The sequence below is a fragment of the Pseudarthrobacter linnaei genome (assembly GCF_055412825.1).
The window spans coordinates 127,733-154,218 of record NZ_JBVAYX010000008.1 but is presented as its reverse complement, the minus strand read 5'-3'; the positions used below and the strand labels follow the sequence as shown (position 1 = coordinate 154,218).

The following is a 26,486-nucleotide window of genomic DNA, read 5'->3' as shown; positions in this document are numbered from 1 at the left end:
GCCCGCCCCTAGACTGGGCTCCATGACCGCTGAAAAGGACCTCCACACCCTGCTGGCCACCATGCACCCGGAAATCCGGGACGGCGAGTTCGTCTATGTTCTCTGGCCGCACGGCCGTCCCCTCGCCGGGGCGATTGCGGCCGCCGTGCGTGAAGCGGAAGGCCTGACGGTAGTCCTGCCGCGGGTCGAAGCCGACAGCCTAGGACTGTCCTACGACTACGTCGGCGCCTGGATCACCCTCCAAGTGCATTCCTCGCTCGAGGCCATTGGCCTCACAGCCGCGGTCAGCGCCGCCCTGGCCGAGGCCAAAATCAGCTGCAATGTGCTGGCCGGCTTCCACCACGACCATCTCCTGGTCCCGGTCGCGGACGCTGACCGGGCGCTGGAGGTGCTTCACGAACTGGTTGAGGCAAGCGGCGAGCAGGGGCCTGCTCCCGAGCTGGTGCTGCGCAGCGAACAGCCCGCGGACCGGCCCGCCATCCTTGCCCTCACCGCCGCTGCCTTTGCCGTCTCGCCGGTCACAGGCCTGCCCGTCGAGGGCGAGCCCGAAGAGGTGCAGCTCCTGTCGGCGCTCTTCGACTGCGAAGAGTACCTGCCGGAGTTCAGCGTCGTCGCGGAGCTCGACGGCGGGATCGTCGGCCATGTGATCAGCACCCGCGGCTGGGTGGGGGAGCTGGAGCTCCTGGGCCTGGGCCCGGTCGGCGTGGTCCCGCGGCTGCAGCGCCACGGCATCGGCACCAAGCTCATGGAGGAAACGATTCTCCGGGCCAACGCCGCGGGGGAGCGGGGCATCGCGCTGCTGGGCGACCCGGCCTTCTACTCGCGCTTCGGCTTCGTGACGTCGACGTCCCTCGGAGTGGACGCCCCCGACCCGGCCTGGGGCGCGCATTTCCAGCTGCTGCCGCTAGCCGTCTGGCCGGGCGGCGTCAGCGGGACATTCCGCTTCGCCAAGCCGTTCGACATCGCATAGCCAGGGCCGGGACGGGATACCATGGACCGGGCGCCCCAGTAGCCCAATTGGCAGAGGCAGCGGACTTAAAATCCGCGTGTTGTGGGTTCGAGTCCCACCTGGGGCACGCGGGTGGCGCCCGCCGATTCGGCCGGCAGATTTCCTCTATGCAACGAGTGTTATAAGGATGTGACCGTAGTCACTTTGGATCGGGCCGGAATTGCACTAGCTTGAAGTTAAATCAGGAACACCTGATCTTTCGCATCAAAGGCCGTTCGCACCTTTAGATCGAGGAGATTGTAAATGACTTCACTCCCCCAGGTGGCGCCCCGCATCGCTAAGCTCACAGCGCTTAGCATCGGCGTCGCCCTTCTGGCCACGGCTTGTGGTGGCGCGTCCACCCCGACGTCGACCGGAACCGGATCCGCTTCCGCAAACGCCGCAGGCATCGCGTGCCCGGCCCCCAGCGCTGGAGCTGGAGCCGGCACCTCGGCCGCGACCAACACCGGCGCGGTCCCCGCTTCCAAGGGCACCACCGACACCGCCCTGAAGATCGGCTCGCTCCTGCCGACCACCGGGTCGCTGGCCTTCCTCGGCCCGCCCGAAATCGCGGGTGTCAACGTTGGCATCAAGGAAATCAACGATGCCGGCGGCGTCCTGGGCAAGCCTGTAGAGGTCATCCACCGCGACTCCGGCGACACCAAGACCGATATCGCTACGCAGTCCACCACGGCGTTGCTGGGCCAGGGCGTCGGGGCCATCATCGGTGCCGCCTCCTCCGGCGTTTCCAAGACCGTGATCAACCAGATCACCGGCGCAGGCGTCGTCCAGTTCTCCCCGGCCAACACCTCGCCGGACTTCACCGACTGGGACGACAAGGGCCTCTACTGGCGTACCGCCCCCTCGGACGTGCTTCAGGGCAAGGTCCTCGGCAACTACATGGCGACCTGTGGCGCCCAGACCGTTGGCATGATCGTCCTGAACGACGCTTATGGAACCGGCCTGGCCAAGAACGTGAAGTCCGCGTTCGAGGCAGCAGGCGGCAAGGTCGTTGCAGAGGAACTCTTCAACGAAGGCGATTCCCAGTTCAGCAGCCAGGTCGACAAGGTCATCGCCGCGAAGCCGGACGCGATCGCGCTGATCACCTTTGACCAGGCCAAGAGCATCGTTCCGCTGATGACGGGCAAGGGCATCAAGCCAACCCAGCTCTTCCTCGTTGACGGCAACATGTCCGACTACAGCAAGGACTTCCAGGCAGGCACCCTGAAGGGCGCCCAGGGCACCATCCCGGGCACCTTCGCCAAGGATGACTTCAAGAAGAAGCTCCTGGCCATCGATCCCGCGCTGAAGGATTACAGCTACGCAGGCGAGTCCTACGACGCCGTGAACCTGATCGCACTGGCCTCCGAAGCCGCCAAGAGCACCAAGGGCGTCGACATCGCGGCTCAGCTCAAGGCAGTCTCTGAGGTCGGCGAGAAGTGCAGCGACTTCCCGTCCTGCGTCACCCTGCTCCGCAACGGCAAGGACATCGACTACGACGGCCAGTCCGGCCCCGTAACGTTCTCCGCAGCCGGTGACCCGACGGAAGCCTACGTCGGCATCTACGAGTTCCAGGATGACAACACCTACAAGGCATCCAAGGAAGAGTTCGGCAAGCTGTAAGCTCGCCCTTCCCTAGCCACCAAGAAACCCCCGTCCCTCCGGACGGGGGTTTCTCGCGTGTGGGGGCGGCCGGGGCCCACGCGTCACGCGCGGCAGGCTTTTGGGCGGCGGCAAGGTGCCCGACGGCGGGAATCCGGCCCTGCGTCCCGGCGGCCCCGCCAAAACTGTGTGCTGTGTGACGCCGCTGCCGCCGGCTCGGAGAGTCGGCTGCCTGGCCGGCACCGGGCGCCGCGTGACGCCGCTGCCCGCCGGCGGGGAGAGTCGGCTGCCTGGCCGACACCGGGCGCCGCGTGGCGCCGTCGTCGGCCTGCGGGGGAGGGAGGTCCGCGGCCGGGGACCACGCGTCACGCACGGCAGGCTTTTGGGCGGCGGCAAGTTGCCCGACGGCGGGAATCCGGCCCTGCGTGCCGGCGGCCCCGCCAGAACCGTGCGCTGCGTGACGCCGTTGCTGGCCTGCTGAGGGCCCGGGCGTGGACTACCGGTATGGGAGGCACCGCAGGCGCGCAGAAAGGCCGCCACCGGCTGGTGACGGCCTTTCTGCTGTTGCGGTGTTGCCGGGGAACTATTCGACGGTGTCGGCGAGGGTGCCCAGGTACAGCTGGATGACCTTGGGATCCTTCATGAGCTCCCGGCCGGTGCCGGTGTACGCGTCCTTTCCCTGGTCCAGGACATAGCCGCGGTCACAGATCTGCAGGCAGCGACGGGCATTCTGCTCCACCATGATGACCGACACGCCTGCGCGGTTGATCTCGTGGACCCGGAGGAAGGTCTCGTCCTGCTTGACCGGGGAAAGGCCCGCGGAGGGCTCATCGAGCAGCAGCACGGCCGGGTCCATCATGAGGGCCCGCCCCATCGCCACCATCTGGCGTTCGCCGCCCGAGAGCGAGCCCGCGCGCTGGGCACGACGCTTGCCAAGTTCCGGGAACAGGCCCGTGACGAAGTCGAAGCGCTCGGCGAAGTCCTTGGGCCGTTGGAACATGCCCATCTGGAGGTTCTCCTCGATGGTCAGCGCCGCGAACACGTTGTTGTTCTGCGGCACAAAGCCGATGCCTTTGCTGACGAGCTTGTTCGCCTTAAGCCCAGTGATGTCCTGGCCCCGGACCACCACGGAACCCGAGTGGACCTTGACCAGACCGAACATCGCCTTCAGCAGCGTCGACTTGCCGGCGCCGTTGGGGCCGATGATGCCGATCAGTTCGCCCTTGCGGGCCTCGATGCTACAGCCGTTGAGGATGTTGACGCCGGGGATGTAGCCGGCCACCAGGTCGGTGACCTTGACGACCGAATCTTCATCGTGCACGGCTTTTGCGGCCGGAGCCGCGCTGGTGGCGCTCATTGTGTGTCCTTCGCTGTGCTGGGCGGCTGCTCGCCGCGGGTCGGCTCCTCGGCGCTGCGCCGGCCGTGCGTCGGACTGTCGCCGTCCGCGCCCGCCGGCTTATCCGTTTCGGAGGCGACGACGTCGAGGGAGATGATCCCGGCGTTTTCGGTGCCGACAATCGATTCCTCGTCGGCGACCAGTTCGGCGGCCAGCTCCTTGATGCCTTCCGAGTCACCGAGGTCCACGTCGTGGTGGGCGCCGAGGTAGGCGTCAATCACGGCAGGATTCTTCATGACCTCGGCGGGCGGGCCCTCGGCGACGATCTTGCCCTCGGCCATGACCACCACCCAGTCGGCGATGTGCCGGACCATGTGCATGTCGTGTTCGACGAACAGCACGGTCATGCCCTCGGCCTTGAGGTTTTTGATGTGGTCCAGCAGCGACTGCGTCAGGGCCGGGTTGACGCCGGCCATCGGCTCGTCGAGCATGACCAGCTTGGGCTGGACCATGAGCGAGCGGGCCATTTCGAGCAGTTTCCGCTGGCCGCCCGAGAGGGACGCCGCGTAGTCGTCCTTCTTGGCGTCCAGCTTGAACTTCGCCAGCAGGACGTTGGCTTCCTCGGTGATCTTCTTTTCCTGGCCGCCCCAGATGCCCTTGAAGAGGGCCTTGGAGAGCCGCTCGCCGGACTGCTGGGAGGCCCCGAGGCGCATGTTCTCCATCACGGTGAGCTTGCCCATGACCTTGGTCAGCTGGAAGGTGCGGACCATGCCCATCCGGGCCACCTTGTACGAGGACACCCCGGCCAAACTGTTGCCTTCGAACTGCCACTTGCCCGAGTTGGGCGTGTCAAAGCCCGTGAGCAGGTTGAACAGGGTGGTCTTGCCGGCGCCGTTGGGGCCGATCAGCGCGGTGATCTTGTGCCGCGGGATCTCAAGGTACTCGACGTCGACGGCGTTGATGCCGCCGAAGCTGCGGGTGACGTTTTCCGCCACCACGATCGGATCGCGCTTCTTGCAGCCGGGCGCAGTCTCCCCGGCAGCAATCGGACGCGTGTCCGTCATGTAGTCAATTTCTTCCGATGTACGGGGTTCTTCGCTCTGCATGCTCATGCGAACGCCAGCTCCTTCTTATTGCCGAGGACACCCTGGGGCCTGAAGATCATCAGCAGCATCAGCGCGACACCGACCAGGATGTAACGCAACTGGCCGGCCTGGACCGTGTTCAGCCAGGTGACGGCGCCGGATTCGATGAGGCCGTAGAGGATGCCCTGTGTGAGGGACAGCACGACCCAGAAGATCATGGCGCCGACGACCGGCCCCAGCACCGTGCCCAGACCGCCGAGCAGCAGGCAGGTGTAGAGGAAGAACGTCAGCTCGGTGCCGTAGTTCGCCGGCTGGACCGCGCCGCGGGGGAGAGTGAAGATCATGCCCGCTAGGGCGCCGAGCACACCACCGATGATCAGGGCCTGCATCTTGTAGGCGTACACGTTCTTGCCGAGTGAGCGGACGGCGTTTTCGTCCTCGCGGATGCCCTTGAGGACACGCCCCCACGGGCTGCGCATCAGCAGCCACACCAGGAGGCAGCAGACCGCGACCAGGGCCCAGGCGACGACGCGGATGAAGAAGTCGCGGTTGTTCATGCCCATGTAGGAGCCTTCGGGGAACGGGTTCATTGCGTAGAACCCGCCTTCGAAAGCCGCCAGGCCGTTGGCCGAACCGGTGACCGCGGTCAGCTGGTTGGTGGTAACGATGTAGCGCACGATTTCCGCCGCCGCGATCGTCACGATAGCCAGATAGTCGGCCCGCAACCGGAGGGTGGGGATGCCCAGCAGCAACGCAAAGATGGCCGAGCAGACCACGGCGATCAGCAGTCCGACGAAGAACGGAACGCCGAACGTCAGGGTGGAGATGGCGAAGCCGTAGGCCCCCACCGCCATGAAGCCGGCCTGGCCGAAGTTCAGTAGGCCGGCGTAGCCGAAGTGAACCGCAAGGCCGAGGGTGGCCAGGGCGTAGGCAGCCGTTGTGGGGCTGAACAGTTCACCGGCAGCGCTGGAAAATATGAATCCGAAGTCCATGTCTGTCTCCTAACCCACGCGCTCGCGCCGGCCCAAGATACCTTGGGGCCGGATCAGAAGGACAATAATCATGATGAACAGTGCTCCCACGTACTTGAGGTCTGCGGCGAGGCCGAACACGGTGGTCAGCTCCACGAAGATACCGACGATGATGGATCCGATCAGGGCGCCCCACACGGTGCCGAGGCCACCCAGGGTGACGCCGGCGAAGATGAGCAGCAGGATCTGCGAACCCATGTCGAACGTGACGCCCGGCCTGTAGTACGCCCACAGGATGCCGCCGAGGGAGGCAAGCATGCCGCCGGTGACCCAGACAATCCGGATCACGGAGTCGACGTCGATGCCCGAGGCCGCGGCCAGCGCCGGGTTATCGGCGACCGCGCGGGTGGCTTTGCCCAGACGGGTCTTGAGCAGGACGATCCCGAGGATGGCAATGACAACCGCGCTGATCACGAGGGACCAGAGGTTGTTGGGCGAAATGGAGATCAGGCCGAGCTGGATCTCCGCGCTCTGGGCGTACGGCAGCTGCTGGGTGGCGCCGCCGAAGAAGAACTGGATGACGTAGCGGACGGCCAGGGCGAGGCCGATGCTGACGATCATCATTGGCACCAGTCCGGTGCCGCGGCGCCGGAGCGGCTTCCAGAGGCCGGCGTCCTGGACGTAGCCGAAGAGACCGCCGCCGAGCAGGGCGAGCAGGATCGCCAGCCAGAAGGGGAGGTTCATGGCGTTGAAGGCGAAGACCAGGACGGCGCCGAGGGTGACCATCTCACCGTGGGCGAAGTTGGTCAGCCCGGTGGTGCCGAAGATCAGCGAGAGGCCCACGGATGCGAGGGCCAGCAGAAGACCGAAGCTGAGGCCCGCCACGAGGCGGTTGATCAGGTTCTGACCGAAATCCTGCTGCTGGACGACAATGCCCTCACCGAAGGCGAAGATCACCGAGAGGTTCGAGGTCTGGCTGAAGGTGACCTCACGGGGGTTTTCCTGGCCGTCGGCGAGTTTGATGCCCTCCGGAAGCGTGGATTCATCGAGCTCGACGACGTAAGTCCCCTGGGTGGGCACCCCGATGGTCCAGGAGCCGTTGGCGCTCGATGTGGCCGTTCCGGTGAAGTCGTCTTGCTTGGCCGTGATGGTGACGTCAGCGATCGGGGCGCGGTCGTCGCCGCGCAGGAAGCCGCTGATGCTGTTTTGGAACGTGGTTGCCGACGGGGATGGTGTCGGCGAGGGGCTCGTGGCCTGGGATGCTGGCGCGACGATGAGCAGTAGCGCGGCCACGGCGGCAAAAACAGCCCCCACAACTTTCAGCAGTCTGCCGCGCCGTCTCTGCGACAGGCCTCTCGGTGTGCTTCTCAAAATGAAACCTCCACATGGGGGTGGTGTGGGTTGCGCCGTTGCAACCGCTGCGAACAGTCAGGGTGACGGGGGTGGTGCCTGGTGCGATGCGGGTGGAGCGGTAGGGCTTGTGATATCCGTCACCCTATTCGGCCCATGTTACAGCCCGTTTGGGGCAATGAATGCCGTCGCGAGCAGGCTTAACGTCGCGATCGCGTAACAACCGTGAAGCCGGGGCAGCGGGGTGGTTTACCTGTACTTAAGTAAACTTTTGTTGATCCTGAGTATGCCTAAACAGTCGATATCCCCGGCGGGAAGCGTGGTTCCGGAACGAGGCGCAGAGGTCACGGTTGGGTTGCGGCAAGGGCCTCCCGGGAACTAACAGTGCCCGTCGGGTGTTGGAATTGGTAGCGTGTTGTAAGCAGGCACTCAAAGTTAACTACCGGACATCATCCACCCCCTTTATTTGGAGGACACCCGCAATGGCACTTGGCGGAAACCCAGTCTTCAACGGAAAGAACTTCCGTGGAGCAACCCAGGCACCGCCTGCCCCGCAGGCTTACGGACAGGGTCCCTACGGTCAGAACGCTTACGGCCAGACCCAGACGGGCTGGAACCCTGCCCAGCAGGGCATGACCCAGGACCAGCTCCAGGACATGTACAACCGGCCCGCCGCCGGCCCTGCCGATACCGGCCGCATGACCTATGACGACGTCATCATGAAGACCGCGGCCTGCCTCGGCGCCGTCCTCGCCGGCGCGGCCGTCACCCTCGTGGTGGCAGAGGGCCTTGCCTACCTGCTGATGATCGTGGGCGCGCTGGGCGGTTTTGTCCTGGCCCTCGTCAACACGTTCAAGAAGCAGCCCTCACCGGCGCTGATCCTCGCCTACGCTGCCCTCGAGGGTCTGTTCCTCGGCGGCCTGACGCGGATCCTCGACAACATCTACCCGGGTGTCGGCCTGCAGGCAGTGATCGGCACGCTTTCGGTGTTTGCTGTGACCCTCGTGCTCTTCAAGAACGGCAAGGTCCGGGCGACCCCCAAGGCCATGCGGTTCTTTATGATCGCAACCATCGGCTACGCCGTCTTTGCGCTCATTAACATGGTCATGATGTGGACCGGCGCCGTCAATTCCCCCTTCGGCCTGCGCACCTCGGTTGAGATCTTCGGCATCCCGCTCGGCGTGTTCATCGGCGTGCTGGCGATTGGCCTCGCGGCTTTCGCCCTGATTATGGACTTCACCAGCATCGAAGCCGGCGTCCGCAGCGGCGCCCCGCAGCGTTTCTCCTGGACCGCGGCCTTCGGCCTCACCGTGACGCTGGTGTGGCTCTACGTGGAGATCATCCGGCTCCTCGCGATCCTTCGCGGCGAGGACTAACAGCGCCGGCGTCATGCCGGTAACGCAAGACCAGGGAGGGAGCCTCGCCGGATGGCGGGGCTCCCTTTCTGCCCGCAGGCAGCCGCAGGCAGCCCGCACCGGGCCACGGCCTCCACGCACGCCGAGACAAGCGCGTGTCCCTCGCCGGCACTGATGGCGTGGAAGGCCATCCGGAGGGTCTGCAGGCTTGAGGCGCAGAAACGGTTGATGCTGGCCCCCGTGACGGTGTCCAGCCCGGCGAGGGCGGCGGCCACCATGGCGGCTGCGAGGTCGTCGGGCCGTTCGTCCTACAGCGAGCCTTTGAAGGCGCGTCCGGTCGGGCTCCTGGCAGTGGAGACTATGACCGCATCTGGCATGCGCCCAGCCTCCGCTCCGGCTAGGCCAGGCGGAGCGCCCCTGCCGCGGGCCGGACGCTGAAGATCTCCGGCGCCGCGTACCCGGCCCCGGCGAAGGCACGTCCGACGGCGGCACGCACCTGCTGCTCGGCCGCCACCGGCGTGAGCGCGATCGCGGAGCCGCCGAAGCCGCCCCCCGTCATCCGGGCACCGACCGCGCCGGCAGCACGGGCGGCCCCGACGGCGAGGTCCAGTTCGGGGCAGGAGATCTCGAAGTCGTCCCGCATGGAGGCGTGGGACGCATCCAGCAGCGGTCCGATCGCCGCGGGCCCGGCGCCGGCGAGAAGCTCGACCACCTGCAGGACCCGGTCATTCTCGGTGACCACGTGCCGCACGCGGCGGAACGTCTCCGGATCCAGCAGGCCGCTGGCTTCTTCCAGGTCGCCCTGCCCGACGTCGCGCAGGGCCTTGACTCCGAGCACCTCGGCGCCCAGCTCGCAGGAGGCCCGCCGGGAGGCGTAGCCGCCGCCGGCATGGGAGTGCGAGACCTTCGTGTCGATCACAAGCAGCACCAGTCCGGCGGTTTCGGCGTCGAACGGGACCAGCCGGAAGCTCTGGTCACGGCAGTCCAGGAACAGGGCGTGCCCGGCCGCCCCGCGCAGGGACGCGGACTGGTCCATGATGCCGGTGGGGGCGCCGACAAAGTCATTCTCGGCGCGCTGGGTGGCCAGGACCATGTCCCGGTCGTCCAGGCCCGCCGCGGTGAGCTCGTTGAGGGCGGTGATGACGGCGCACTCGATCGCGTGGGATGAGGACAGGCCGGCGCCGCGGGGAACATCGGAGTCCAGCAGCAGGTCCAGGCCGCGCACCGGGAGCCCGTGCTGCTGGAGCGCCCACACGACACCCAGCGGGTACTTGGTCCACCCCTTTGCCGTGCCGCGCTCCAGGGACCCGGCATCCGCCGTCGTCAGTCCCTGGTTGCCGAAGGTGGACAGCAGCCGGATCTCGGAGTCCGGACGCCGGCGGACCGCCACCCTCGCTGTCCTGTCGATCGCGAACGGCAGCACGAAGCCCTCGTTGTAGTCGGTATGCTCGCCGATCAGATTGACGCGGCCGGGCGCCTGCCACACCCCGTCGGGCGCCGTGCCGAAGACGGACGCGAACCGGGCCGCCAGTTGTTGGGCGTCAAGGGGGTGGGTCATGCGGTACTGCCGGCGGGGGCGGTCCTGGAAATGCGGGTCATGGATCCACGGTATACGCCGTGGCCCGCGGCTAGGTACGGTGGTGACCATGAACCTGCCGCGTCACGCCTCCCCGGATTTCCCTGCCAGCGAGCGTCCCGGCGACGGCCCGGACGCTTCCGCACGGCGCTATGCTTCGGGCCGGCAGTATGAGCTCAGGCGCGGGGACGCGCTTGCAGTCGTCACCGAACTGGCCGCCGGGCTGAGGCTGTACAGCCGCGGCGGCACGCAGCTGACGGAAAGCTATGGTGACGCGGAGATTTCGCCCGGCGCCGCCGGCATCACGCTGGCCCCGTGGGCGAACCGCGTGGAGGACGGTGTCTGGTACCTGAACGGGAAGAAGCAGCAGCTGGACATCACGGAGGTGTCCCGCAACAACGCCAGCCACGGGCTGTTGCGCAATGCCTCCTATGCGCTCGTCGACGAGTCCGAATTTTCGGTCACCCTGGAAGCGGCGGTGTTCCCGCAACACGGTTATCCCTTTCTGCTGCGCCACCGCGTGCGCTACGAACTCGCCGAGGACCTCGGGCTCGTGGTCCGGCAGCTGCTGATCAACGACTCCCAGCAGCCGGCACCGTTCGTCCTCGGCGCCCACCCCTACCTCCGGCTGGGGGAGGTGCCCAGTGAGGAGCTGACAGTCACTGTCCACGCCGGCACCAGGCTCGTGACGGACGAGCGGCAGATCCCGCGCGGCGCGGAACCGGTGGGCGGTGACTTCGACCTCCGCGCCGGGCGGCCCGTGGCCGCTCTGGACCTCGATTCGGCCTACACGGACCTGGAGTTCGACGCTGGCATCGCCCGCCACACGCTGAGCACACCGGACGGCCGGAGCGTGAGCCTCTGGCAGGACGAAAACTGCGGCTACGTCCATGTTTTTGTCACCACCAAGTTCCCGGGCCGCACCAAGGCGGTGGCGATCGAGCCGATGACGGGTCCGGCCAACGCCTTCAACAGCGGCGACGGCCTCCGCTGGCTGGATCCGGGGGAGCGGTTCGCCATGACGTGGGGGATCAGCGCGTCCCTTGAGCGCTGAAAAGGCGTATGGTTTCACATCCGGGCGGCGCTGGTGAATCATGGGGCTATGACCCCAGCTGACGATGCCGCCCGAGACCACACCGCTGCCGCACTGCCGGCCGCCCCGGGGAGGGCCGTCACGGACCGGGAACTCGATCAGGACATCCCCTACGGCGTGCGGATCGCCGCGTCATGGTCCTGGCGGCTAGGACTCATCATTCTGATGGCCGGCGCGCTCGTGTGGCTGCTCAGCAGGGTCAGCTTCCTGCTGATTCCCGTGATGGTCGCCGCGCTGCTGGCCGGACTGCTGTCACCGGTGAAGAACTGGCTCAGGAGGAACCGCGTCCCCAACGGGCTCGCCGTCGCCTTGACCGTCCTGGGCTTCATAGGCCTCGTCGGCGGGGCGCTGGCCCTCGTGGGCCGGCAGCTCGTTGCCGGCTTCTCCGAGCTGTGGAGCGAGGCGCTGACCGGAATCCAGAAAATCCAGGTCTGGCTCGCGGACGGCCCCCTGCACCTCACCGCGGCCCAGATCGACCAGTACCTGAAAGAGGGCACCGACGCGCTGCAGAACAACAGCAGCAGCATTCTCAGCGGTGCGCTTTCCTTCGGCAGCACCGCCGGGCACTTCGCCACCGGCATGATCCTGGCGCTGTTCATCCTCATTTTCTTCCTGCTGGAAGGCGGACGCATCTGGTCCTTCCTCGTCCGGCTGCTGCCCCGGAAGGCCCGCACCGCGGCGGACGGAGCCGGCCGGGTGGGCTGGTCCTCCATGGTGAGCTACGTCCGGGTCCAGATGCTCGTCGCCTTCGTGGACGCGGTCGGCATCGGGGTGGGGGCGGCGATCCTCGGCGTGCCCCTGGCGCTTCCGCTGGGGGTGCTGGTGTTCCTTGGATCATTCATCCCGATCGTCGGCGCCCTGGTGACCGGCGCTGTCGCGGTGCTGCTGGCCCTCGTCGCCAATGGCTGGGTGAACGCCCTGATCATGCTGGGGGTGGTGCTGGCGGTCCAGCAACTGGAAAGCCACATCCTCCAGCCGCTGATCATGGGCAAGGCGGTCAAGCTGCACCCGGTCGCCGTCATCCTGGCGGTCGCCGCCGGTTCCTTCCTCGCCGGAATTCCCGGAGCCCTGTTCTCCGTGCCCATCCTGGCCGTAGCAAACTCGTCGATTCGCTACATTGCCGGCAGAACGTGGGAACATGAAAGTGCGCTGGCGGCCGCGGGCCCGGACTTCAGGGCAACTGCGCCGGGTGCCGACAACTCCGGAACGGACGCCCGCCTGCCGGGCGCAACGTCCGGCCGCAGCGACGATGCCGCACCCACACCCTGATCCACACTGCACCGAAGAATGACCGGAAAAAGGAGACTAGTTCGTGAACACCCTTGAGAGCCTGCCCGTCACGCTGGACAATGTCCTGGAGGCGCAGAAGCTGCTCGACGGGGTTATCACGCGGACGCCGGTTGAATCCTCCCGTGCCCTGGGCAGCCTGGTCGGTGGCGAGGTCTTCCTCAAGTGCGAGAACCTGCAGCGGGCCGGTTCCTTCAAGGTCCGTGGCGCCTATGCCCGGATGGCCAAGCTGTCCCCCGATGAGAAGAAACGCGGCGTCGTGGCGGCCTCGGCCGGCAACCACGCCCAGGGTGTGGCCGTCGCGGCCAAGAGCCTGGGCATCAAAGCCCGGATCTACATGCCGCTGGGCGTGGCCCTGCCCAAACTCGCCGCCACCCGCAGCCACGGGGCCGAAGTGGTGCTGCACGGCCACAACGTCGACGAGGCCCTCGCCGAGGCGAAACGCTACGCCGACGAGACCGGAGCAGTCTTTGTCCACCCCTTCGACGACGTCGACGTCGTCGCCGGCCAGGGCACCGTCGGACTCGAAATCCTGGAACAGGTCCCCGACGTCGACACCATCCTGATGGGCGTTGGCGGCGGCGGACTTCTCGCCGGCGTCGCCGTGGCAGTGAAGGCCCGGGCGAAGGAACTCGGCCGGGAGATCCGGATCATCGGTGTCCAGGCCGAAAACGCGGCCGCCTACCCGCCCTCGCTCGCCGCGGATGCCCTCGTGCCGCTCAAACGCGTCTCCACCATGGCCGACGGCATCGCCGTGGGCCGTCCCGGGCAGCTGCCCTTCAGCATCATCCGGGAGCTGGTCGACGACGTCGTCACCGTCAGCGAGGACGCCCTGGCCCGGGCGCTGATCTTCCTGTTGGAACGCGCGAAGATGGTCGTCGAGCCTGCCGGCGCGGTCGGCGTCGCGGCGCTGCTGGAAGGCAAGATCGAAAACCCCGGCACCGTCGCGGTGGTGCTCTCCGGCGGCAACATTGATCCGATGCTGATGCTCAAGGTCATCCAGCGCGGCCTTTCCGCCGCCGGCCGGTACATGACCGTGCGGATGATGCTGGACGACCGTCCCGGCTCGCTGGCCACGATCGCCCGGATCATCGCCGAGAACGACGCCAACGTGACAGGACTGGACCACACCCGGGTGGGCGGATCGATCAGCATGGGCGATGTGTCCATCACCATAAACCTGGAAACCAAGGGCCACGAACACTGCGAGCAGGTCCTCGCGGCGCTCCGGGCCGAGGGCTTCCAGCCAATCGTGGTGCACTAGGGGACCGTGATGCTTGAATCCACCCGGAACGGCAGCCCGCGCGACGGCGACACTGCGGGGGCCCGCGCCCGCAAGGGACTGCTGGTGGTGGGATTGTTCGTGCTGGCGCTGTACGTCATCGAGCTCGTCAACACCCTCATGCTCCGTTCGCTCAACGGCACCTTCGGCCTGCGCCCGCGCAGCCCCGACGGGATCCTGGACATCCTGACGTTTCCGTTGCTGCACGCCAACCTGGCGCACCTGTTCTCCAACACCCTTCCGCTGATCATTTTCGGCTTCCTGGTGCTGCTGTCCGGGCGCCGCGTGTTCTTCACCGCCCTGGCCCTGAGTTGGCTCGTCTCCGGGGTGGTGGTGTGGCTGATCGGCGGCTTCAACGTCACGGTGGGGGCGTCCGGGCTGGTCTTTGGCCTCTTTGCGTTCCTGCTGGTGCGCGGCTTTTTCAACCACAACTGGTGGCAGATCCTGCTCTCCGTGGTGCTGTTCCTGACGTACGGGGGGATCCTGTTCGGCATCCTGCCCACGGTCGCAGGCTATGTGTCCTGGCAGGCGCACCTCGGCGGGGCCATCGGCGGATTGATCGCGGCCCTGCTGCTGAGCGCGCCGCGGTCCGGAACGCTGCGCAGCAGACAGTAACGCACCGCGGCGCCGGCAGGCGCCGTCAGGCAGCAAAAAAACGACGCCGGCCCTCCGGGGTGGGGAGGGCCGGCGTCGTTTTGTTACGTTTTTAGGCCCGGCCGGGTGTCAGCCGGCGTACGGCTTGGCGGACATGATCTCCACCGTGATGTCCTTGCCGTTCGGGGCGGTGTAGCTGAGCTGGTCGCCTGCCTTGTGGCCGACGATGGCAGCACCCAGCGGTGACTTCTCGCTGAAGACGTCCAGATCCGAGTCGCCGGCAATTTCCCGGGAACCGAGCAGGAAGGTTTCCTCATCGCCGGCGATCTTGGCGACGACGATCATGCCGGGCTCGACAATTCCGTCGTCGGCCGGGGACTCGCCCACGTGGGCGTCCCGGAGCAACGCGGTCAGCTGGCGGATGCGGGCCTCGATCTTGCCCTGCTCCTCCTTGGCCGCGTGGTAGCCGCCGTTCTCCTTGAGGTCGCCTTCCTGGCGCGCCGCCTCGATTTTCTGGACGATTTCCGCCCGGCCGGGGCCGGAGAGGTGGTCCAGCTCTGCCTTCAGGCGGTCAAAAGCTTCCTGGGTAAGCCAAGCTGCAGTTGCGCTGTTGGTGGTAGACACGGACTTCTCCTTTGTGGTCAAACAAGCAAAGACCCCGCCACGGTGGCCACTTTTGGGACTCAGCAACCAGCTCAGCGGGGGAAAGGTATTGATCCATTGTAGTCAATCCTGTGGATAAACCAAAGAAGGCTGCGGTGTGGATCACACCACGGCGCCGCGCCGCTGCGAACTGCCGGACAACTCCCGCCCAGCGCCTGCAGGCACACGGCCGGGGGCGTTATTTGCCGGCGTCGGGAATCCAGCAGCTGTCGACGACGCCGGACACGGCCAGGGACTCGGTGCGCACCGTCGCGCGGTGGGCAGTCGTGCGCCCGCCGTCAGAGCCGGCATCGGCGGCGTTGGGCGCGATGTCCACGACTTTCCAGCCGACGACGGCGAACTTGGAATCAAGCGCCTTGACCGAGCACTTGACGGCGGTACCCGGTTCCTTGGTGACCTGGAAATCGATCTCCGCCAGGGTGGCGTCCGGAGTGCTGTAGCCGATGTCCTTGAAGGTGACGCTCTCCGTCGCGTTCGAGGTCGAGATCCAGGCCATAAAGGCCATCCCGGCGACGAGGGCAAGGACGAGGATGGTGCGTTTGGCTTTGCCGCTGAGCGTCCGCTTTTGACCGCCGTAACGATTGGCTAGGCTGGGAGATGACGGCGCGGGCGCGGCCGGCTGATCCTTGGAAGTCACCAGTCCAGTTTAGTGTGGATCGGGACGGATATTTGCCGCGCCGCCGATCCGGCCGCTGCGCCCGCCAGAGTTCTGTACCTGAAGATGAAATCTGTACCTGTAGATGAAAGAGGAACCGACCCCACGATGACAGCGTCCACCAGCCCGTCAGCGCCGCTTCGGCTGTTGGCTGTCCATGCTCATCCCGACGATGAATCCAGCAAGGGCGCCGCCACGATGGCCATGTACGCCGCTTCCGGCGTCGACGTCCTGGTGGCCACCTGCACCGACGGATCCCGCGGGGACATCCAGAACCCCGCCGTGGAGGGCGAGCCGCACCCCAAGCGCGACATGGCCGGCGCGCGCCGGCTGGAGATGGAGCACGCCGCCAAGGTCCTGGGCGTCCGCCAGCGCTGGCTGGGCTTCGTCGATTCGGGGCTGCCCGAAGGCGAGCCGCTGCCGCCGCTGCCGGCAGGTTCCTTCGCCACGCTGCCGCTGGAGCGGGCCGCCGCGCCGCTGGTCCGGCTGGTCCGGGAGTTCAAGCCCCAGGTCATCCTGAGCTACGACGAAAACGGCGGGTATCCGCACCCGGACCACATCATGGCGCACCGCGTCGCCGTCGAGGCCTTCGAAGCTGCCGGGGACCCGGACCGCTACCCCGGAACCGGCGAGGCGTGGGCGCCGGGCAAGCTCTACTACGACCGCGCCTTCAGCCCCGAACGGTTCCGTGCCCTGCACCTCGCGCTGGAAGAATCGGGTCTCCGCTCGCCCTATGCCGAACGGCTTGCTGCCTGGCTGGAAGCCGATGCCGAAGGCCACACCCCGCCCGCGCCGACCCACCCGACCACCACGCAGATCGAGTGCGGGGACTTCTTCGAAGCACGCGATGACGCACTGCGGGCACACCGCACCCAGGTGGACCCGGAGGGCTTCTTCTTCGCCGTCTCCCCGGCGATGCAGCGCCGCGTCTGGCCCTGGGAGGACTACTCGCTGATCCAGGCCAGGGTCCCGGTCGAACTGCCCGAAAAGGACTTCTTCGCCGGGCTAAGATAGACCCAACAGGCCATTTCTATGACGTGTAGAAGACGTTGTGGATTCAGTTCAACGCAGCTCCGCGGCCAGCCCCGCCGGGCCGCCATTCAGCCCCATAGAAGGTTCCAAACCGTGCATTCCTTGCTCCTCGCCCTGGCAACCACTCCGGCGCCCACCCCCTCGCCGTCGCTGCGCCCCGGACTGTCCCAGGACCAGGTGACACCTGGCCTGCTGGGTTTCCTCCTGACCGCCTTCATCGTGGTGCTGACGGCGCTGCTGATTGTGGACATGGTCCGGCGCATCCGCCGCGTCCGCTACCGTGCCCAGGTGGAAGAGGAGCGCGCAGCTGCCGCCGAGGCAGCCTCCCTCAAGGGTGATCCCCGGACCACGGAGACGGGAGACCCGCGGCCCCAGGACCCCGCCGGCCAGCCAGCCACCCGCCCGGACGCCAACGGTGATGCCGGACCCGGAAGCCGCTGACCGCGGCACCCACCTGCCCTTCCCCGGGGCGGCCAACGCCCTGGGCGGAGAACCCTCTGCCTACCTCCGGCAGCACGCCGGAAACCCCGTGCACTGGCGGCCGTTCGGCGACGAGGCTTTTGCCTTCGCGGCTGCCCGCGACGTGCCGGTCTTCCTCTCGATCGGCTATGCGGCCTGCCACTGGTGCCACGTCATGGCCCGGGAATCGTTTGAGGCCCCGGACACCGCGGCTTTCCTGAACGCCAACTTCGTGGCCGTGAAGGTGGACCGTGAGGAGCGCCCCGACGTCGACTCCGTCTACATGGCCGCGACCCAGGCGATCAGCGGTGAAGGCGGCTGGCCCATGTCCGTCTTCCTGCTCCCCGACGGCCGGGCCTTTCATGCCGGCACCTACTATCCGCCCCGGCCGCTGCCCGGCAGGCCGTCCTTCCGCCAGGTGCTGGAGGCCGTGGCCGACGCCTGGCGGGAGCGCCGCGACGCCGTGGAACAGAACGCTGCCGCCCTGGCCCGCGGTCTTGCCGCCTCGCAGCTCAGCGCCGCCGTGCGGCTGGGCGGTGCGCCGGAGCCCCTCGATCCGACCGTGCCCGCGCAGGCCGTGCAGGCTCTGGCGGCCGACGAAGACCCGTCCGGCGGCGGTTTCGGCTCCGCGCCAAAGTTCCCGCCCTCGGCGGTCCTGGAATTCCTGATCCGGCACGCCGCCGTTCCCCCGCATACCGTCCCCTCACCTGTCGTCCGTTCACAGGACGCTGCCTCGCAGGGAGCAGCTTTGCAGGAAGCTGCCTTGCAGGAAGCAGCTTTGCAGGGAGCCGCTTTGCAGGGAGCCGGGGCCGACACCGCGGCGCAGGCCCGCGGCCTGGCGGGCCGGACGCTCGCCGCGATGTCCCGCTCGGCCCTGTTTGACCAGCTCGACGGCGGCTTCGCCCGCTACTCCGTGACACGCGACTGGTCCGTGCCGCACTTCGAAAAAATGCTCTACGACAACGCCCAGCTGCTGCGCGTGTACGTCCACTGGGTCCGGCTCGGTGGCACGCCCGAATACCCCGCCGCGGAAGCGGCCGACGTCGCCGGACGCACTGCCGGCTGGCTGCTGGCGTCCCTGGGGCTCGGCACGGACGGATCCGGCCACGCGCCGCCTCCCGGGGCGCTGCACGGGCAGCTTCCCGAGGCGCTGGCCTCGTCCCTCGACGCCGACACCGTCGTGGACGGCGTCCACGCCGAGGGCGCCAGCTACCTGTGGACCCCCGCCGCGCTGGACGCCGCCCTGGGACCGGGCGACGGCGCCGCCGTCGCCCGGCTCATGAACATCCGGGCCCGCGGCACTGTCTCCGCGGACGGATCCCCTCTGCACTCCGGCCGGGCGCCCGGCGCCGGCGAGGCGGAACTGTGGCAGCGGGTGAGGCCGGTGCTGCTCACCGAGCGTTCCCGCCGTCCCCAGCCGGCCCGGGACGACAAGGTCGTGGCCGGCTGGAACGGGCTGGCCGTAGCGGCCCTGGCCGAGGCCGGCGCGGTGCTCGAGCAGCCCCGGCTGGTGGCCGCAGCCGGGCGGATCGCAGCGTACCTGGAACGGGTGCACTGGCGGCCCGGTGCCGCCGGTGCACCCGGCACCCTCATCCGCGTTTCACATGCCGGCGTTGCGCGGGGGATCGGCGGGCTGCTGGAGGACTACGCCTTCTGCGTCGAGGGCCTGGTCGCGCTCTACGCCGTCACCGGCCGGACACGCTGGTACCGGCTGGCGGAGGGCATCCTCGCCGCAGCCTGTGCGCGGTTCACCACGGACGGCGCGCTCCGGGACGAAGCGGGGGAGTCGGACCAGGTCGCAAATGCCCAGGGCGGACGCGCGCCGCTGGAACTGTTCGACGCTGCCACGCCGAGCGGGGCGGCCGCCTTCGCCGGCGCGCTGCTGTCCTGCTCGGCGCTTTCCGGCTCCCCGGAACACCGCGCCCTCGCCGGCCACATCCTTTCGCTGCTGCCGCCGCTTGCCGCCCGTGCGCCGCGGGCCGCCGGCTGGCTGCTCGCCACGGCGCAGGCCGCCCTTGCCGGACCCGTGGAGGCCGCCGTCGTCGGGCCGGACACGCCGGAGCGGGCGGCCCTGCACCGCGAACTGCTGCTCTCGCCGAGCCCCGGGCTGGTGATCGCCCTGCAGGATGCCCCTGAAAGGGACAATGCTGCATGGGACAGGACTGCAAGGGACAGGACTGCAAGGAACCTAGCAGCTAGCGAAAGACCAGCCGGGGAAAATGCTGTCCGGGACCAGGACCGGGACCGGGACCAGGACCAGGACCAGGACCAGGACCAGGACCGGGACCAGGGCGCAGCGGTGCCCCTGCTGCGCGGGCGCGGGGCGGCCCCCGACGGGGCGCCCCTGGTCTATCTGTGCCGCGGCATGGTGTGCGGGCTACCGGCGCGTTCCCCCGGTCAGCTGCGGGAGCGCCTGGCCACCATGGCGGGATGACTTTTCACGGTTTCGAGCCCGTGGTTTCGACGGCTACGGCGTCTGAGGCGGGGGACATCAGCCCAGGACGGCGAGGGCTATCGCGATGTAGTGCGCTGCGAAGGCAAAGACCGTGAGCGCATGGAACAGCTCATGGAAACCGAAGTGTGAGTAGCTGATGTTCGGTTTCTTCAACGCGTAGAACACGGCGCCGGTGATGTAGAGGGCGCCTCCCACGCAGATCAGGACGGCGGAGGCGACATTGGCGGCAAAGAACTCCGGCAGATAGAACAGCGCGCCGCAGCCCAGCGCGATGTAGATCGGCACGTACAGCCAGCGCGGGGCGTCGGTCCACAGCAGCCGGAACAGCACGCCAAGGATGGCTCCGGACCAGATCACCCACAACAGCAGTTCGGCCTTGGGCCGGTCCAGGAGGGCCCAGGCCAGCGGCGTGTAGCTTCCGGCGATCACCAGCATGATGTTCGTATGGTCCAGCCGCTTCAGCACGATCTTCACTCCCGGGGACCAGTTGCCCCGGTGGTAGATGGCGCTGATGCCGAAGAGCAGGACCCCGGTGAAGGCGTATATGGCGCAGGCAATCTTCAGGTCCGGCGTCGGGGCCAGGATCACGAGCACCAGCCCGGCGGCCAGCGCCAGCGGGGCCGTCACGGTGTGGATCCAGCCGCGCCATTTCGGCTTGATCATCAGGAGTTCCGCCAGCCGGACCGCGGCGTCGTCCATCGGACCGGTCCTACGGTCCGCAGGCTGCTCCGGCCGGGGCTCGTGGGTGTTGCTTTCCATGCCGCCATAATATCCTACGGTCCAGTAAGTTACCCGCGAGTAACAGGGCTGGTGGGCCCAAAACGTCACGTCCCTGCGCCCGGCCCGCGCTCCGGCGGGTAGCCTAGGGTGTGCACTGCAGTCGTACAAGGAAGCCAGGTGAATCTCCGGATGGAAATGCCCGGGTTCCTCTATGGCTTCTACGAGCGCAAACTCCAGCGGTCCCTGGACCCGGAACGCATCCCCCGGCACATCGGCGTGATGGTGGACGGAAACCGCCGCTGGGCGCGGCAGTTCAACGCCCCGACCAGCCAGGGGCACCAGGCAGGCGCCGACAAAATCCACGAATTTCTCGGCTGGTGCCAGGAACTCGGCGTCAAGGTCGTCACCCTGTACATGCTCTCCACCGACAACATGAACCGCTCGGGCGAGGAACTCGACCTGCTCATGGGGATCATCGCCAACACGCTGGACAGGCTGGACGAGGACGCCGAAATCTCGGTCCATGCCATGGGCGCTCCGGAACTGCTGCCTGACTACCTCGCGGCCCGGCTCAACCGGCTCACGGCCCGCACTCCGGCGCGCGAGAAACTCCACGTCAACGTCGCCGTCGGCTATGGCGGACGCCGGGAAATCGTCGACGCCGTCCGCGAACTGCTGCACGACGCCGTCTCCCGCGGCACGGACATCGGGAAGCTGGCCGACGGGCTCAGCGTCGACGACATCTCGCGCTTCCTCTACACCCGCGGCCAGCCCGATCCGGATCTCGTGATCCGCACCTCCGGGGAGCAGCGGCTCTCCGGATTCCTGATGTGGCAAAGCGCCTACAGCGAGTTCTATTTCTGCGAAGCCCTGTGGCCGGCCTTCCGGAAGGTGGACTTCCTCCGGGCCCTCCGCGACTATGCCGGCAGGCAGCGCCGCTACGGCTCCTGACGCGACATCAGGTGTTCACCCGATGGCAACAGGAATCGCCGAAAAATTGACGCTGAAACGCCGCACCCCGGACGTACGTTAATCCCATCAGCAGGCAAACCGCCGGCTGATCGGGGAGGCCAGTACATGGAGCGGAAGTTCGCACCGGGTGTATGGGAGGCCGCGTCCGGCCTCACGGCCGAGCCGCCTCACCAATAACAATTCCGGGCATGCGCCCCGGGGCTGGAGTCGATGTGGCTATTTCTGAACAACTGCCCGACGTTGTGACCGACCAGGGACAGAAAGCTACCTCTCGCGCCAAGCGAGCCACCTCAACGACCGGTGCAGCGGAGATTGATGCTGCAGCCGGTCTTGCTGTTTCCGGGGAGGGGACAGCAAGCAAGGAACCGGCGCGGAGCTTCGTGATCGACACCTCGGTGCTGCTCTCGGACCCGCGGGCCCTGCTGCGCTTCGCAGAACACGAGGTGATCCTGCCGATCGTCGTCATCACCGAACTCGAAGGCAAACGCCACGATCCCGAGCTCGGCTATTTCGCCCGCAAGGCGCTCCGGCTCCTCGATGACCTGAGGGTCGAGCACAACGGGCTCGACCGCCCCATCCCGCTCGGCCACGATGGCGGCACCCTCATGGTGGAGCTGAACCACATCTCCGCCGAGGTGCTCCCCGCCGGGTTCCGCGGCGGGGACAACGACAGCCGCATCCTCGCCGTCGCCAAGAACCTCGCCAACGCGGGCCGCGACGTCACGGTCGTGTCCAAGGACCTGCCGATGCGCGTCAAGGCCTCGGCCATGGGGCTGCAGGCCGACGAGTACCGCAACGAACTCGTCAAGGACTCGGGCTGGACCGGCGTCGCGGAAATCGACGCGAGCGAAGAGGAAGTCTCAACCCTCTACGGCCACGAGCCGGTCTTCATCCCGGAGGCGGCCGAGATGCCGACCAACACCGGCCTGGTGCTCCTCTCCCAGCGCGGATCCGCCCTGGGCCGGGTGGGCGCGGACAAGCAGGTCCGGCTCGTCAAGGGTGACCGCGATGTGTTCGGGCTGCACGGGCGGTCGGCCGAACAGCGGCTGGCGATCGACCTGCTGATGGACCCCTCCGTGGGGATCGTGTCCCTCGGCGGGCGGGCCGGCACGGGCAAGTCTGCGCTGGCCCTGTGTGCCGGTCTCGAGGCCGTGCTGGAACGGCAGGAGCACCGCAAGGTGATCGTCTTCCGGCCGCTCTACGCGGTGGGCGGGCAGGAGCTCGGCTACCTGCCCGGTTCCGAGGCGGAGAAAATGAACCCGTGGGCGCAGGCCGTTTTCGACACGCTCGGCGCCTTGGTTAGCCAGGAGGTCGTGGAGGAAGTGATGGACCGCGGCATGCTCGAGGTGATGCCGCTGACGCATATCCGGGGGCGTTCACTGCATGACGCCTTCGTGATTGTGGACGAGGCCCAGTCGCTCGAGAAGAACGTGCTGCTCACCGTGATGAGCCGGATCGGGCAGAACTCCAAGATCGTCCTGACCCACGACGTCGCCCAGCGGGACAACCTCCGCGTCGGCCGGCACGACGGCGTGGCCGCCGTGGTTGAGACGCTCAAGGGACATCCGCTCTTTGGCCACATCACCCTCACCCGCTCGGAGCGCTCGCCGATCGCGGCGCTGGTGACGGAGCTGCTGGAGGGGGCGGAGATCTAGGAACGCCCGCCGTGGTCCGGTTCGGCGGGACTGGCTCCGCCGGGCCGCTGCCCTTCGCCGTCGCTTAGACACGGCGCAGCGGGCCCGCTACGGTCGCTGGGCGACCTTCGGGACCCGCTGCGCCGCAATGCGCTCCTTGGCGAAGGACCGCATCCCGGCGTGTGCTTCCGCCACCTTTTCGCACGGTCAGCTTCCGGGGGAGGGTGTTGCGCTTGGCGGATCGATGCCCAGGTACTTTGCGGTGGCTTCGTGGCCCGCCACGTTCAGTTGCCATTCGGGCCGGTTGAAGGTTGCGGGGGTGAGGCGGACTTTCTGGGCGTCGTGGAGTTTTCCGCCCCAGTTGACTCGGTTCACGCCGTTGAGTTCGTAGCCGAGGGACCGGGAGACGCCGAGGGACTGCCGGTTCCAGACGGCCGCCTCGGATTCCGCGACCTCCGCGCCGAGCCAGTCGAAGGCATAGAGGACGACGGCGGCGCGCATCTCCTTGCCGAGTCCCCGGCCATGCACGCTTTGCCTGAGCCAGGACCCCGTGCTGACCGTCCTGAGCGTGGCGAAGTCCTTGGCCTCGATGTCCTGGCAGCCAATGAACCTGCCCTCGTGCCAGATGCCCAGCAGCAGCGTCCATTCCTGCGGCGACATGGTCCCGCGGCACCGCCAGTACCACTGCGCCATGTTCGAACCGAGCTCCCCGGCCGGTGCCTCCGCCCACGGCTTGCTGAAAGGGCTGCGGCCGGGTTCGTGGATGCCGCTCAGGGCTGCCTCCGCCGCCGCAGCGATCTCTTCGTCACGGATCGGCCGCAGCACCAGGCGGGGCGTGGTCAGGGTGAGGCCAAAGGGCGGCCAGAGGCGGGCGAGCTGAGTCATCCGGGAAGCCTAGCGGCGCGGGCAGCGGTCAGCCAGTCACACGCGCAATCAGCCCGCCGGGAGTTCCCAGCTGATGTGCCGGCGGACGTCCGTGAGGTTCATGGACTCGGCGAGGAACAGGTCATCGAGCATGTACTCGTCCACGCCCAGGATCCGGAGCCAGTGCCCGTACACGTCCGGCCCATCCGCTTCCGGTCCGGACCCTTCCCCTGGGCCTGCGCGTCCATCCTCTTCCCGCCCATCGCTTTCCCGTGCGGGGACTGCCTGGCCACCCTCCAGCCAGCGGCTGGCGACGCAAACGCCCGTGCCGGCGTCGACCCTCACCAGCGTGCGGCCCGGGCGGCACAGCGGCGCACTGGGGTGGCTGGGGCGGTAGCCGGGGTTCGGTGTGACGGTGGCCTCCAGGGCGGGGCGGCCCTCGTGCATCACTTCCGTGATGCCGTCCAGCTCCACGGCGTTGGCGTTGGGGAATTCGAGCGGCACGGGGGCGTTGCCTGCCAGTTCCACCGGGTCCAGCGCGGCGGCGAAGCGGCCGTTGCCGAAACCGGGCTCGCCGTAGGCTGCTTCGGGACGGCGCCGGACCAGGCCGCGGTCGTCATAGACCGGGGTGACGAGGTGGGGCGGCAGCAGCCAGGTTTTCCTGGTGGAGCGGACATAAAACACGTCACGGGAATCATTGATGCCGGTCGTGCTTTGCAGGACCAGCCCGTCCGCTGTCTCCAGCCGCAGGGCGCCGGGGCGGCGCAGCCATGCTCGGACCAGATCCGGAGGCGGCGCTGATTCGGTAGGCTCCTGTTCGACGGCGAGGGGCCGGTCCAGGTATTCAAACCGCAGCGACTGCCACTTCCACGGCGAGGAACGGCACAGGTGCCGGAAGGCCGCCGCCTGTTCCGCCTGGCCCGCAGGCGTGCCCGGCCCGCGCGGGTTCGGGCGCGGATTCGAGGTGTCCCATGCGGCCATATCCACAGTTTACGCGCGGGCCCGGCTCTGGCCGCCGGAAATTCCAGTAGCATCCGAGGGTGATCCAACGACTCGGCGGACTGGGTGAAGTGACTCCGCTGGCCTACTGGCTGGTGCTTCTGGCGTGCGCCTACCTGGCAGCTGTGGCCGTCCGGCTCACGGTCATCGATGTCCGGCACCATCTGCTGCCGGACCGGATCGTCTTTCCGGCCTACGCCGTGGCCGGGGTGCTGCTGCTCGGTGCGGTGGCGGTCCACGCGGTGTCGGGAGCCCCGGCCACGGCGGCCGTGCCCGACGGCGGGGCCGGGCTCTTCGGGGTGCCCGGACTGCGTGTGGTGGCCGGGGGAGCGGCGCTGTGGCTCTTCTACTTCCTCCTGCGGGCGGTCTATCCGCCGGGAATGGGTTTTGGCGACGTCAAGCTAGCCGGCGTGCTCGGCATGTACCTGGGGTTCCTTGGCTGGCCGCATGTGTTCGCCGGGACCTTCGCGGCCTTCCTCTTTGGCGGATTGTGGAGCCTGGCCCTGCTGGTGTCGCGGCAGGGCACGCTGAAATCGAGCATCCCCTTTGGGCCGTTCATGCTGGCCGGCACGGCCGCGGCCATGGTGCTCCTGCCGGCCTGACGGGGCCTTGGGTGCCGTTGCTTGGAAGCCCCAACACGTGCGCCGACGCGGCTTCACGATTTTTGTCGGTGCCCCGCCGTAGCCTGCTCCTGTCCAGCCAGCCGCTGGGAAGGTTGGTCCGGGTGCGCCCGGACCGGAAATGGGGAAACATGACAGATTCAGCTCTGACGCACGTGTACGTCCTTCTGGACCGCTCCGGATCCATGAGTTCCATTGCCGATGACACGGTGGGCGGCTTTGCCGCGTTTGTGCGGGAGCAGCAGTTGGTTCCGGGCCGCTGCCGGCTATCCCTGGCGCAGTTCGACGACGTCTATGACCGGGTCTACGCCGCCGTGGACATCCGGGATGTGCCGCCGCTGGACCTGCAGCCGCGCGGCTCCACGGCCCTGCACGACGCCATGATCCGGCTGATCGGGGAGGCCGGGGAGGAACTGGCCGCCATCCCCGAAGAGCAGCGCCCGGGCACGGTGCTGGTGGCAGTGCTGACCGACGGGCACGAGAACGCCTCCAGGGAGGCGACGGGCCCCATGGTGAAAGCCCTTGTGGAGCAGCAGCAGAGCCAGTGGGGCTGGCAGTTCACGTACCTGGGCGCCAACCAGGACGCCGTGCTGACCGCGGAAGGGCTCGGCATCCGGGCCGAGGACGCGCTGACGTATGCGGCCGGCAATGTGGACGCGGCCTTTTCCGGGCAGTCGGCCAAGACCCGCAGACTGCGGGAGGCCCGCTTTGCCGGTGCCAGCATGGCGGACGCCGCCGCCGCCGCGGCCTACACCGCCGAGGAGCGGCGGGCCGCAGAGGGAGGCGCTCCGCCGCGCTAAACACATCCGGGCAGCAGACACAACGGCGGCCGGCGCCTTTCGCTGGAAAGGTGCCGGCCGCCGTCGGACGCTGCCGCGGCCCCGGGGCGCGGCA

General features: G+C 67.8%; 24 protein-coding genes, 1 tRNA gene and 1 pseudogene. 15 read left to right on the top strand and 11 right to left on the bottom strand.

The window, feature by feature from the left end; genetic code table 11:
• Window positions 1–22 precede the first annotated feature (22 nt).
• From ACZYZ3_RS10165 to ACZYZ3_RS10155, 3 genes are all read left to right on the top strand, one after another.
• Complete coding sequence (locus ACZYZ3_RS10165) at window positions 23–970, top strand: N-acetyltransferase (RefSeq protein ID WP_463963698.1); 948 nt, start codon at window positions 23–25, stop codon at window positions 968–970.
• Window positions 971–1,002: 32 nt separating this feature from the next.
• Window positions 1,003–1,076 (top strand) — tRNA-Leu (locus tag ACZYZ3_RS10160).
• 176 nt (window positions 1,077–1,252) lie between these two features.
• Entirely contained in the window at window positions 1,253–2,611 is a 1,359-nt protein-coding gene (locus ACZYZ3_RS10155; protein ID WP_463963697.1) for an ABC transporter substrate-binding protein, read from the top strand.
• Window positions 2,612–3,173: 562 nt separating this feature from the next.
• Here the strand turns inward: ACZYZ3_RS10155 and ACZYZ3_RS10150 are convergent.
• The 4 genes from ACZYZ3_RS10150 to ACZYZ3_RS10135 are packed head-to-tail and all read right to left on the bottom strand — an operon-like array spanning window position 3,174 to window position 7,296.
• Entirely contained in the window at window positions 3,174–3,947 is a 774-nt protein-coding gene (locus tag ACZYZ3_RS10150; protein ID WP_463963696.1) for an ABC transporter ATP-binding protein, read from the bottom strand.
• The gene (locus ACZYZ3_RS10145) at window positions 3,944–5,038 is read right to left on the bottom strand and encodes an ABC transporter ATP-binding protein (protein ID WP_463963695.1); all 1,095 of its coding nucleotides are present in this window, start codon (window positions 5,036–5,038) and stop codon (window positions 3,944–3,946) included. The genes ACZYZ3_RS10150 and ACZYZ3_RS10145 overlap by 4 nt, the downstream gene beginning before the upstream one ends.
• Window positions 5,035–6,003, bottom strand: a complete 969-nt coding sequence (locus ACZYZ3_RS10140) for a branched-chain amino acid ABC transporter permease (RefSeq protein ID WP_463963694.1) — start codon at window positions 6,001–6,003, stop codon at window positions 5,035–5,037. The genes ACZYZ3_RS10145 and ACZYZ3_RS10140 overlap by 4 nt, the downstream gene beginning before the upstream one ends.
• Before the next feature lie 9 nt (window positions 6,004–6,012).
• Window positions 6,013–7,296, bottom strand: a complete 1,284-nt coding sequence (locus ACZYZ3_RS10135) for a branched-chain amino acid ABC transporter permease (protein WP_463963693.1) — start codon at window positions 7,294–7,296, stop codon at window positions 6,013–6,015.
• A gap of 518 nt (window positions 7,297–7,814) precedes the next feature.
• On the opposite strand from ACZYZ3_RS10135, the gene ACZYZ3_RS10130 reads away from it, so the two are divergent.
• Window positions 7,815–8,708 (top strand): Bax inhibitor-1/YccA family protein, encoded by an 894-nt coding sequence (locus tag ACZYZ3_RS10130; RefSeq protein WP_463963692.1) that lies wholly within the window; start codon window positions 7,815–7,817, stop codon window positions 8,706–8,708.
• Between the two features lie 98 nt (window positions 8,709–8,806).
• Here the strand turns inward: ACZYZ3_RS10130 and ACZYZ3_RS10125 are convergent.
• Together ACZYZ3_RS10125 and galK are read right to left on the bottom strand one after the other, a co-directional pair.
• Window positions 8,807–9,064, bottom strand: a pseudogene (locus ACZYZ3_RS10125) (acetyl-CoA C-acyltransferase); the annotation flags it as partial.
• Window positions 9,065–9,084: 20 nt separating this feature from the next.
• Window positions 9,085–10,245 carry a galactokinase gene (galK, locus tag ACZYZ3_RS10120; protein WP_463963691.1) on the bottom strand — a complete coding sequence of 387 codons (1,161 nt, stop codon included), beginning with the start codon at window positions 10,243–10,245 and terminating at the stop codon, window positions 9,085–9,087.
• Window positions 10,246–10,333: 88 nt separating this feature from the next.
• Between galK and ACZYZ3_RS10115 the strand changes: the two genes are divergently transcribed.
• The 4 genes from ACZYZ3_RS10115 to ACZYZ3_RS10100 are packed head-to-tail and all read left to right on the top strand — an operon-like array spanning window position 10,334 to window position 14,540.
• Window positions 10,334–11,317 (top strand): aldose 1-epimerase family protein, encoded by a 984-nt coding sequence (locus ACZYZ3_RS10115; RefSeq protein ID WP_463963690.1) that lies wholly within the window; start codon window positions 10,334–10,336, stop codon window positions 11,315–11,317.
• A gap of 48 nt (window positions 11,318–11,365) precedes the next feature.
• Window positions 11,366–12,625, top strand: coding sequence for an AI-2E family transporter (locus ACZYZ3_RS10110; RefSeq protein ID WP_463963689.1), 1,260 nt, complete (start codon window positions 11,366–11,368; stop codon window positions 12,623–12,625).
• Between the two features lie 43 nt (window positions 12,626–12,668).
• Entirely contained in the window at window positions 12,669–13,907 is a 1,239-nt protein-coding gene (ilvA, locus tag ACZYZ3_RS10105) for a threonine ammonia-lyase (protein WP_463963688.1), read from the top strand.
• A gap of 9 nt (window positions 13,908–13,916) precedes the next feature.
• Entirely contained in the window at window positions 13,917–14,540 is a 624-nt protein-coding gene (locus tag ACZYZ3_RS10100) for a rhomboid family intramembrane serine protease (protein WP_463963687.1), read from the top strand.
• 108 nt (window positions 14,541–14,648) lie between these two features.
• On the opposite strand, the gene greA is transcribed toward ACZYZ3_RS10100, so the two are convergent.
• Window positions 14,649–15,143, bottom strand: coding sequence for a transcription elongation factor GreA (gene greA, locus ACZYZ3_RS10095; protein WP_463963686.1), 495 nt, complete (start codon window positions 15,141–15,143; stop codon window positions 14,649–14,651).
• Between the two features lie 217 nt (window positions 15,144–15,360).
• Window positions 15,361–15,819 (bottom strand): DUF4307 domain-containing protein, encoded by a 459-nt coding sequence (locus ACZYZ3_RS10090; protein ID WP_463963685.1) that lies wholly within the window; start codon window positions 15,817–15,819, stop codon window positions 15,361–15,363.
• Between the two features lie 126 nt (window positions 15,820–15,945).
• Between ACZYZ3_RS10090 and mca the strand changes: the two genes are divergently transcribed.
• From mca to ACZYZ3_RS10075, 3 genes are all read left to right on the top strand, one after another.
• Window positions 15,946–16,851 carry a mycothiol conjugate amidase Mca gene (gene mca / locus ACZYZ3_RS10085; protein WP_463963684.1) on the top strand — a complete coding sequence of 302 codons (906 nt, stop codon included), beginning with the start codon at window positions 15,946–15,948 and terminating at the stop codon, window positions 16,849–16,851.
• A gap of 111 nt (window positions 16,852–16,962) precedes the next feature.
• Window positions 16,963–17,310 carry a hypothetical protein gene (locus ACZYZ3_RS10080; protein ID WP_463963683.1) on the top strand — a complete coding sequence of 116 codons (348 nt, stop codon included), beginning with the start codon at window positions 16,963–16,965 and terminating at the stop codon, window positions 17,308–17,310.
• A complete protein-coding gene (locus ACZYZ3_RS10075) occupies window positions 17,288–19,762 on the top strand; it encodes a thioredoxin domain-containing protein (RefSeq protein ID WP_463963682.1) in 2,475 nt (824 codons plus the stop codon). The genes ACZYZ3_RS10080 and ACZYZ3_RS10075 overlap by 23 nt, the downstream gene beginning before the upstream one ends.
• 57 nt (window positions 19,763–19,819) lie before the next feature.
• Here ACZYZ3_RS10075 and trhA read toward each other — a convergent pair whose 3' ends face one another.
• On the bottom strand, window positions 19,820–20,482 hold the full coding sequence (gene trhA, locus ACZYZ3_RS10070; protein ID WP_463963716.1) for a PAQR family membrane homeostasis protein TrhA: 663 nt from the start codon (window positions 20,480–20,482) through the stop codon (window positions 19,820–19,822).
• A 210-nt stretch (window positions 20,483–20,692) separates the two neighbouring features.
• On the opposite strand from trhA, the gene ACZYZ3_RS10065 reads away from it, so the two are divergent.
• Together ACZYZ3_RS10065 and phoH2 are read left to right on the top strand one after the other, a co-directional pair.
• Complete coding sequence (locus ACZYZ3_RS10065) at window positions 20,693–21,454, top strand: isoprenyl transferase (protein ID WP_463963715.1); 762 nt, start codon at window positions 20,693–20,695, stop codon at window positions 21,452–21,454.
• 233 nt (window positions 21,455–21,687) lie between these two features.
• Window positions 21,688–23,130: an RNA 5'-3' helicase PhoH2 gene (phoH2, locus tag ACZYZ3_RS10060; protein WP_463963681.1), complete on the top strand. Its 1,443-nt coding sequence runs from the start codon at window positions 21,688–21,690 to the stop codon at window positions 23,128–23,130.
• 186 nt (window positions 23,131–23,316) lie between these two features.
• Here the strand turns inward: phoH2 and ACZYZ3_RS10055 are convergent, their stop codons facing one another.
• Entirely contained in the window at window positions 23,317–23,994 is a 678-nt protein-coding gene (locus tag ACZYZ3_RS10055) for a GNAT family N-acetyltransferase (RefSeq protein WP_463963680.1), read from the bottom strand.
• A 48-nt stretch (window positions 23,995–24,042) separates the two neighbouring features.
• On the bottom strand, window positions 24,043–24,954 hold the full coding sequence (locus tag ACZYZ3_RS10050) for a hypothetical protein (protein ID WP_463963679.1): 912 nt from the start codon (window positions 24,952–24,954) through the stop codon (window positions 24,043–24,045).
• 59 nt (window positions 24,955–25,013) lie between these two features.
• On the opposite strand from ACZYZ3_RS10050, the gene ACZYZ3_RS10045 reads away from it, so the two are divergent.
• Both ACZYZ3_RS10045 and ACZYZ3_RS10040 read left to right on the top strand, forming a co-directional pair.
• Complete coding sequence (locus ACZYZ3_RS10045) at window positions 25,014–25,574, top strand: prepilin peptidase (protein WP_463963678.1); 561 nt, start codon at window positions 25,014–25,016, stop codon at window positions 25,572–25,574.
• 149 nt (window positions 25,575–25,723) lie between these two features.
• Window positions 25,724–26,392, top strand: coding sequence for a VWA domain-containing protein (locus ACZYZ3_RS10040; RefSeq protein WP_463963677.1), 669 nt, complete (start codon window positions 25,724–25,726; stop codon window positions 26,390–26,392).
• The last annotated feature ends 94 nt before the right edge of the window (window positions 26,393–26,486 follow it).